Genomic DNA, 7,805 nt, shown 5'->3' with positions numbered 1-7,805 from the left:
TGTCAATGAGATCAACCGCATGACAGAAAAATTCATGCTTCGGTCGGGACTTCGCTGGCTGATGATCATGGCGATTGGTGGTACCATCATTTTGGCAGTCGCCTTTATCCCAATGCATTTTTTCGATCAGGCAAGAAAACAAAGCATCGAAGATCTAAAAGAGCAGCGTTATGACCAGTTTAAAGAACGATATGGAATTGAGGAAAATTAAGCTCTAATCCTATAACTCTTTCGGCATTGAAAAAAGGTCTGGCACCTTGTATATATCCTTCCTTTTTAAAGATTTGTCGGATGTATGCGCTTTATAACGCAAAAACATTAAGAAATCTTAATATATAAAAGAAAAACGCTTGTTATTATTATTATTATTATTATGTATAATGTCCTCGCGCATTTGCGCAGGGAGGATATATGAAATCAAATTCTACTATGAAAGTATCAGGGATCTTAATGATTCTGTTTGGCATTGTTTATGCTATCTTAGCGATTATGACATATACAGGAAGCGTGCAGGGACTTTTACCAGGACATGAAAGTCAGGAAGTGATGGTTGCGGTTTTATCTGCAGCGGTAGCTCTTTTGGCATTGATTGGTGGTATCTGTGCCGTTATGGGAAATAAACCGGTCGCAAAAGTGATTGGATTTGTTTTTGCTGCTGTTGGTTTAGTTTCTTTGATCTACCTTCAGTTCACTCAGAATGCTTTTAATATTGCGGACTGCATTGCCATGGTATTAGGAGTAATGCTGTTTACTTCTGCAAAAGAATAATTTTATGATCAGATCATGTTCGTGATCTGATTTTTATTGTAAAAAAAAAGAGGAAAGGAAACCTATTCTATGAAATTTAGTACAGTTAAAGAATTTCCGTTTTCAATGGAAATGGCATGGAAGGCCTTGCAGGATCCTGCCAAATTAGATGTTGAACCAGGGACAGAAGTACGGATCATTTCTCCGACAAAATGGGAAGCAATCAATGACGATGTGGGTTCTGTATCGACATATTGGGCTACATTTGATGAAGAGAACAAAATCGTAAAGATCGAAAGCACCAGCAACAAAAAACACGATCATGATTTTATCTATTTCAAGTTAAAAGAATTGTCAGACAATGAAGTGAGTTTGGAAATGGATGTTGAAATCAATACCGGTGTTCATTTGATTGCCAAAGCTCTTTCAAAACTGATTGAAAAACCAACAAAGAATATTATGTCCAAACATGTATATCATAATTTTGAAGCCTTGTGTCTGGGAAAAGAAACCAAAAAGATGACACAGGAAGAACTCAAAGCCGCTGCCCAGAAAGAATACGAAAAGAAATAAGAAAAATATTCTGAATTTGGTATTTTAAGCTTTCAAAATGTGAAAGCTTAATTTTTTTTATGATATGATTAAAGGCGAAAATTATAGGTGGTGCAAAAGATGATCAATCGAAAAGAACTTAAGAAAAAAGCCAAAAAAGCCTCAAGACTTTTATACTTGAGGCTTTTCTTTAGGTGTGCGTGCTGAAAATTAATTGTGGTGTTAATATTGTTGCCTACTAGCGTGCTACGTGCTGCCTACTGTTTAAAATTCAGCACTGCCCAGAGCTTTTCAGAACAAACAAAAAACCACCCGAAACCCCATAAAATAGGGCTTTGAGTGGTTTTGAGTCTCTTTGCGTTTTTCTCAAGAATTCCAAGAAAATTAACGTTTTGAGAACTGTGGAGCTCTACGAGCACCTTTAAGACCGTATTTCTTACGTTCTTTAGCACGTGGATCACGAGTAACGAATCCTGCAGCTTTTAATACTGGACGATAGTCTTCATTACATTCCATCAATGCACGAGTAATACCATGACGCATTGCTCCTGCCTGACCTGTGTATCCACCGCCATACACATTGATCATTACATCAAATTGATCTAAAGTGTTTGTCAATTCCAATGGTGATTTAACAACCATACGTAAAGTTTCCAATGGAAGGTATTCTTCCAAAGTCTTTCCGTTTACTTCGATATTTCCTGTTCCTGGGCGTAAAAAGACACGAGCAACAGATGTCTTACGACGGCCTACACCGTGGTACTGAACGCTATTTGATTTCTTTGCTGGCATTCTCTATTCCTCCTTATCCTTTCACCTTTAACTCAACAGGCTGCTGAGCTGCATGTGGATGTTCACTTCCTGCATAAACAAATACGTGAGTACGTTGTTTATCACCTAATTTAGTGTGTGGAAGCATACCCTTGATTGCTCTTTCTACCCATTCAACTGGATATTTTTCTTTCATTTCTTTGGCAGTACGAACACGTAATCCTCCAAAGTATCCAGAATGATTGTAGTATTTTTCTGTGTTAAGTTTGTTTCCAGTCATATCGACTTTGTCAGCATTCACAACGATTACATAATCACCGCAGTCAACATTTGGTGTATATGTAACTTTGTGTTTACCTCTCAATACATGAGCACAAGTTGTCGCAAGACGACCTAAGGTTTGTCCTTCTCCGTCAACTACATACCATGTACGTTTTACATCGGCAGGTTTTGCCATTGTTGTTTGACGCATATTTATTCCTCCTTGATTTGAGCGTTACCGGGGCTCAAAAGGCCAGAGTTCAGCCATCTACTATCATATTCAAAACGACTTTAATTGTCAATCAGAATTCAAGGTTATTTAGTGCTTTTTTTGCTTTTATTGCTAAATAATCCACTCTTTTTATATCATCTATAATTTCCACATTATATTTTGATAAATTATCCAATGCCTTCATATAATTTGTCTTGTTTAAATCAAATGGCTGGTGGGAATCCATACCAATGATTGCTTTATTCTTATATTGAGATGCAATCTTCCAAAAACGTGAATTTGGATATGCATCGACTTTATATCGTTCATTATACATCATACCTAGAACATTATATTCTAAAGGCATATCTAATTCTTTTGCTGTTTGACAAATACGATGAAATCCGATTTCAACCGTTTCATTCCAGCCTAAATACTTATTTCGCATGATCAATTCAGGATGTGCCAAATAAGCGTACATTCCTGTTCTCATTCCTTCAATACAACTATCAAAGTAAGATTGCACATATTCTGGTTCAATGGAACCATAATAAATCCCTGTTTCATCACTTTGATAATAATGATTACCAAAAATCAAATAATCAATGTCTTCATCTATACAAAAATCTAACATCCAATCCATCTTATCAGGAAAATACTCTGCTTCCATTCCTAATCGGATATTGATGTCTTTTGCATATTTTTTCTTCAGATTCATGATACTGCTTTTGTAATGAGGAAATTCCTGTTCTTTCATTCGAATCCAGGGAACAAATCCCGAATCATATTTCCAACAACAATGATCCGCAAAACCAAGGATTTCAAAATCATTTTCTATGGCTTCCAGTACATATTCCTCATCACTTCCATTAGCATGATTACACCGCCATGTGTGTGTATGAAAGTTTGTCTGCTTCATCTTTTACCCCTTTAATAATTAACATGTACTAAATACAATCCATTTGGACTTGCGTTATAACGACAAGCACTCTTATCCTTTTTATCGAGTATTCTTTTTACTTCTTCTATATCTATTTTATTTGAACCAACCATAATCAAAGTTTCTGTCATCATACGAACTTGATATCTTAAAAAACCTGTTCCTTCATAAATAAAACGAATATCCTGATTTTCTTGAAAAATATCAATTCGTGTAATGGTCTTGATTCTAGGTTTTCTTGGATCAATCTTAGATGAAGAAAAACTTGTAAAATCATGCGTTCCCACAAGATATTCAGAAGCCTTTCTCATTGCTTCTATATTTAAAGTATGATTTAATATTTCCTTATATTTATATACGAATGGATTTTCTTTTTCATACGTGCAAATATAGTCATATCGTTTTGATTTTGCACTAAAACGAGCATGAAAATCATCTGCTTCCATGCTGACTTTTAAAATACGAATATCTTCTGGCAACAATGCATTCAAGGCCATCTTATAACGATCCGGTCCAATTTTTTTATCTGCCTCAAAATGAAACACCTGACCTAAGGCATGAACTTTGGCATCGGTTCTTCCGCTGGCTGTGATAAAAGTTTCTTTTTTATGAATCGTAGTAAGTGCTTTTTCAATCACTTCTTGAATACCTAATGCATTTTCCTGCTTTTGCCATCCTGCATAGTTTGAACCATCATATGCAAGTATTACTTTGTATATCATAATATAACCGCCAAAACGATACACAATACTAAAAGTGCTATTGAAGAAAGTAATCCAACATAGTCAATTCCAGTCATCTTTAACACTTTATATCTTGTACGCTCCTGCATAGGATTATATCCTCTTGCTTCCATTGCATTGGCTAATTGATCAGCACGATCAAAGCTGGATACAAATAAAGGTACGATCAACGATAAAATAGCCATTACTTTCTCTTTGATCGTTCCATTTTCCATATCTACCCCACGAGAAGCCTGTGCATTCATGATTCTTTGCGTTTCTTCAATTAATGTAGGAATAAAACGCAAGGCAATAGAAATCATCATCGCAATAATATGAGATGGCAAACCAATCTTTTCAAAAGGCTTTAATAGCTTTTCAATTCCCAATGTTAGATCTAATGGTTTTGTGGAAGCAGTCAATATCGTTGTCATAATGATCATTAGAGTTAAACGAACAACAATATAAAGAGTTTGATAAATCGCATCTGAATAAATGCTAAACCAACCAAGCTCAAACCAAAGTATTCCAGTTTTTATAACTAAAATATTGATGACCAAAAGAAATACCATCATCCAGATCATTGGTTTCATAGCTCTTAAGGCAAAACTTAGTTGTAATTTTGATAAAAATAAAGCTACCAGAATAAACAATGATAATAATACATAGCCCCAAGCACCTGCTGGAATAAAAACTGAAATCATCAAGAACAATAGAATCATGATCTTAGCACGTGGATCCATTTTATGAACAACAGAGTTTAAAGGCATATATCTTCCTAAGGCAATATTATTCATGAATCTTCACCTGCCTTTTGATGCATTTTAAAAGTCCATCTTCATCAATGATTTCATCTGGAATATCAAAGCCAGCCTCTTTTAAACGCATCTTCAAACGAATGATACTTGGTGGATTGATTCCGATATTGACGATCCATTCAGGATGTTCAAAAAATGTTTTTACATCGGAAGTCTGTTTAACCGCACCATGATCCAATACAATAACATGATCACAATACTTCATGACATGTTCCATATCGTGTGTTACCAAAAGAACCGTCTTATTCTGTTCACGATTTAAGCGCATAAATAATGTCATCATTTCCTTAGCGCCCTGTGGATCTAAACCAGCTGTAGGTTCATCCAATACTAGTACCTTAGGATCTAAGACCAAGATACCTGCAATTGCTACACGACGTTTTTGACCACCTGACAGCTCAAAAGGAGATCGATCTAAATACGACTCATCCAATCCAACAACCGGCAAAATATTGCGAACAAGCTGACTTGCTTCAGTCTCTTCTACACCAAAGTTTTTAGGTCCAAAGGCAATGTCTTTTTCAATCGTTTCTTCAAATAACTGATATTCTGGAAACTGAAAAACCAACCCAACCTCTTTTCGTAACTGTTTTACATCTTTTATTTTCAATAATGGCTGGATATGATAACCACAAATATCTAAAGTACCTGCCGTTGGAATCAATAAACCATTTAAATGCTGAACAAGCGTAGATTTACCAGAACCCGTTTGCCCGATAATCGCAGTTACTTTCCCTTCTGGAATCTCAAGATTGATGCCTTTTAAAGCAGCATGCGAAAATGGTGTATTTGGATTATACACATGTTCTAATTGGTGGATCTTAATTGACATAACTCATTCACCACCTCATCTAATGTACAATAACTATCCTTAAAAATACCTTCATTTTTTAACTTTTCAGAAAAAGAAAGCGCAAAAGGTAGTTCTAACTTCATTTCTTTTAATTTACCTTTGTGTTCAAAGATTTGTTTTGGTGTCCCCTGCATTTCCACTTTTCCATCTTTTAATACTATTACATATTCACTTTGAGCTACCTCTTCCATATCGTGTGTAATAGATAAGATCGTTATATTACGCTCATCATGAAGTTTTTGAATTTGTTCGTTGATACTTGCTTTTCCTTGTGGATCTAACATGCTTGTAGATTCATCAAAAATGATAATATCTGGTGCTATAGCCAAAATACCAGCTATTGCAACTCTTTGTTTCTGTCCACCTGAAAGCTTAGTAGGTTCACTATCTAAAAAATTGCTCATATTTACACGAGCAGCTACATCTTCAATAATTGCCTGCATTTGTTCTTGAGGAACACAATGATTCTCTAATCCAAACGCAATATCATCGGCAACCGTTGAGCCGATAAACTGATTATCCGGATTTTGAAAAACGATACCTACATGATTTCTTAATGAATATACATTTTCTTCATTTAAAGTATTACCTAAAATCTTTATTTCCCCGCTTTTAGCTTTTAAAAGACCAATCAAGAGCTTAGCAATCGTACTCTTCCCGGATCCATTATGACCTACGATCGTAGTATAACTTCCCTTGGGAATCTCAAAAGATACATCTTTTATAACATCATTTTGTCCATCGTATGAAAAAGATAAATGCGAAACTTCTACAGCTGACATTTTAAATCCTCCTATTCTTTTTAAACGTTATAATTATACAAGCCTATATAAAAAAAGCCAAGGATTTACTTGGCAAAGTAACGATATCCTTGGTATGTAACTTGACTTTTCTCCATGGCTTCTTTGAAATCGTTCAATAGAACAGTGAATGCATCATGTGTGATGACATCATTATAAATCACTTCAACAAAACGATCTTGATCATTAATTGTAGAAGTGATCGTTCTTAAAGTTAATTCATTCTTAAATTTATTTGCTTCTTCAAAATTTTCAAAACTAAAAATGAACGTTAATGGTAGAATGTTTTCCTTCTCATTTTCCAAAGCATACAAATCAGCTTCTAACTTTGTTAATGACTCTGGTTCTTTCTTTGGAACATCGATGATAACTGTATCATCTTCTGGCATTAAAAATTCATCTAATTCTGCTTGACGTTTTTTATCGCGCGATTTCTTTGTGGCAATAGCTGCCCCGGCAGCTCCAATAACGCCTACACCTAATAAGAACTTAAGAAATTTCATACTTATTTCCTCCTTGTTACGGCAACTCCATCCCCCTTTGAATATAGAGTAGTCTCAAATTCATCAAGAGAAGATAAGAATTCGTGATAGTTACGAATCTTTCGTACCAAATCCTTGGTATTCTTATTATTTGTATTTTCCGGATGTTCAACCAATCCATGAAAATACATGTTGTCTGTAACAATTATACCATTAGAATTTAAAAGTGGTGAATATTTCTTAAAAAAACGTGTATATTGTGCCTTCGCTGCATCAATAAAGATACAGTCAAATTTTTGATCAGGAAGTTCTACTTCTAAAGCGTCTCCTTCAATGAGAGTAATCTGATTTTGATATCCAGACTGCTTAATGTTTATCTTTGCCTGTTCAATCATTTCAGGATTTCTCTCAATTGTCACAACACGCATTTCAGGATCCAAAGAAGCAACACGAATTGCTGTTCTAGCTATTGCAGTTCCTAATTCAAGAAACGACTTACAATTATATTCCTTAACTTTTGCAATCAAAAGCTCCACACCTTCATCCATCATTACAGGAACATGGTTAGCTTTTGCAAATTCATTCATCTCTTTTTCTAAGTTCATTTTTTCACCTTTTAAAAAAGTGAAGTAGTTTCCTACTTCACGA

Annotated in this window: 12 protein-coding genes; 3 read left to right on the top strand and 9 right to left on the bottom strand. The window is 35.0% G+C overall.

From position 1 onward, the window contains the following. From HMPREF0367_RS09840 to HMPREF0367_RS09830, 3 genes are all read left to right on the top strand, one after another. Positions 1-211: hypothetical protein (locus HMPREF0367_RS09840; protein WP_211237392.1), on the top strand; the 211-nt coding region annotated here is incomplete at its 5' end. Between the two features lie 200 nt (positions 212-411). Further along, on the top strand, positions 412-768 hold the full coding sequence (locus HMPREF0367_RS09835) for a hypothetical protein (protein ID WP_015535448.1): 357 nt from the start codon (positions 412-414) through the stop codon (positions 766-768). Between the two features lie 69 nt (positions 769-837). Beyond that, the gene (locus tag HMPREF0367_RS09830; RefSeq protein WP_035403827.1) at positions 838-1,320 is read left to right on the top strand and encodes a hypothetical protein; all 483 of its coding nucleotides are present in this window, start codon (positions 838-840) and stop codon (positions 1,318-1,320) included. A 363-nt stretch (positions 1,321-1,683) separates the two neighbouring features. Here HMPREF0367_RS09830 and rpsI read toward each other — a convergent pair whose 3' ends face one another. From rpsI to HMPREF0367_RS09785, 9 genes are all read right to left on the bottom strand, one after another. Beyond that, positions 1,684-2,091 carry a 30S ribosomal protein S9 gene (rpsI, locus tag HMPREF0367_RS09825; protein ID WP_035403826.1) on the bottom strand — a complete coding sequence of 136 codons (408 nt, stop codon included), beginning with the start codon at positions 2,089-2,091 and terminating at the stop codon, positions 1,684-1,686. 13 nt (positions 2,092-2,104) lie between these two features. After that, complete coding sequence (rplM, locus tag HMPREF0367_RS09820; protein WP_015535540.1) at positions 2,105-2,542, bottom strand: 50S ribosomal protein L13; 438 nt, start codon at positions 2,540-2,542, stop codon at positions 2,105-2,107. Positions 2,543-2,633: 91 nt separating this feature from the next. After that, positions 2,634-3,461, bottom strand: coding sequence for a histidinol-phosphatase (locus HMPREF0367_RS09815; RefSeq protein WP_035403824.1), 828 nt, complete (start codon positions 3,459-3,461; stop codon positions 2,634-2,636). A gap of 11 nt (positions 3,462-3,472) precedes the next feature. After that, on the bottom strand, positions 3,473-4,204 hold the full coding sequence (gene truA / locus HMPREF0367_RS09810; protein ID WP_035403822.1) for a tRNA pseudouridine(38-40) synthase TruA: 732 nt from the start codon (positions 4,202-4,204) through the stop codon (positions 3,473-3,475). Beyond that, positions 4,201-5,001, bottom strand: a complete 801-nt coding sequence (locus tag HMPREF0367_RS09805) for an energy-coupling factor transporter transmembrane component T family protein (protein WP_035403820.1) — start codon at positions 4,999-5,001, stop codon at positions 4,201-4,203. The genes truA and HMPREF0367_RS09805 overlap by 4 nt, the downstream gene beginning before the upstream one ends. Continuing rightward, complete coding sequence (locus tag HMPREF0367_RS09800) at positions 4,994-5,854, bottom strand: energy-coupling factor transporter ATPase (protein ID WP_015535544.1); 861 nt, start codon at positions 5,852-5,854, stop codon at positions 4,994-4,996. Before HMPREF0367_RS09800 ends, HMPREF0367_RS09805 begins: the two co-directional genes overlap by 8 nt. Continuing rightward, positions 5,830-6,657 (bottom strand): energy-coupling factor transporter ATPase, encoded by an 828-nt coding sequence (locus tag HMPREF0367_RS09795; RefSeq protein WP_035403818.1) that lies wholly within the window; start codon positions 6,655-6,657, stop codon positions 5,830-5,832. Before HMPREF0367_RS09795 ends, HMPREF0367_RS09800 begins: the two co-directional genes overlap by 25 nt. A gap of 65 nt (positions 6,658-6,722) precedes the next feature. Next, complete coding sequence (locus tag HMPREF0367_RS09790) at positions 6,723-7,178, bottom strand: hypothetical protein (protein ID WP_022355791.1); 456 nt, start codon at positions 7,176-7,178, stop codon at positions 6,723-6,725. 2 nt (positions 7,179-7,180) lie between these two features. After that, on the bottom strand, positions 7,181-7,805 hold a 625-nt coding region (locus tag HMPREF0367_RS09785), incomplete at its 5' end, for an O-methyltransferase (RefSeq protein ID WP_316244696.1).

Source organism: Faecalitalea cylindroides ATCC 27803 (assembly GCF_000469305.1).
In the GTDB taxonomy this organism is placed as follows: Bacteria; Bacillota_I; Bacilli_A; order Erysipelotrichales; family Erysipelotrichaceae; genus Faecalitalea; species Faecalitalea cylindroides.
Note: the sequence above shows the minus strand (reverse complement) of the source record. Positions and strands in the feature narration are given on the sequence as shown.

What these genes read in the sequence shown, in the direction of transcription:
- HMPREF0367_RS09800 (WP_015535544.1), bottom strand. Translation starts at nt 5,854, where the DNA reads ATGTCAATTAAGATCCACCAATTAGAACATGTGTATAATCCAAATACA.
- HMPREF0367_RS09815 (WP_035403824.1), bottom strand. Translation starts at nt 3,461, where the DNA reads ATGAAGCAGACAAACTTTCATACACACACATGGCGGTGTAATCATGCT.
- truA (WP_035403822.1), bottom strand. Translation starts at nt 4,204, where the DNA reads ATGATATACAAAGTAATACTTGCATATGATGGTTCAAACTATGCAGGA.
- HMPREF0367_RS09795 (WP_035403818.1), bottom strand. Translation starts at nt 6,657, where the DNA reads ATGTCAGCTGTAGAAGTTTCGCATTTATCTTTTTCATACGATGGACAA.
- HMPREF0367_RS09790 (WP_022355791.1), bottom strand. Translation starts at nt 7,178, where the DNA reads ATGAAATTTCTTAAGTTCTTATTAGGTGTAGGCGTTATTGGAGCTGCC.
- rpsI (WP_035403826.1), bottom strand. Translation starts at nt 2,091, where the DNA reads ATGCCAGCAAAGAAATCAAATAGCGTTCAGTACCACGGTGTAGGCCGT.
- HMPREF0367_RS09805 (WP_035403820.1), bottom strand. Translation starts at nt 5,001, where the DNA reads ATGAATAATATTGCCTTAGGAAGATATATGCCTTTAAACTCTGTTGTT.
- rplM (WP_015535540.1), bottom strand. Translation starts at nt 2,542, where the DNA reads ATGCGTCAAACAACAATGGCAAAACCTGCCGATGTAAAACGTACATGG.
- HMPREF0367_RS09830 (WP_035403827.1), top strand. Translation starts at nt 838, where the DNA reads ATGAAATTTAGTACAGTTAAAGAATTTCCGTTTTCAATGGAAATGGCA.
- HMPREF0367_RS09835 (WP_015535448.1), top strand. Translation starts at nt 412, where the DNA reads ATGAAATCAAATTCTACTATGAAAGTATCAGGGATCTTAATGATTCTG.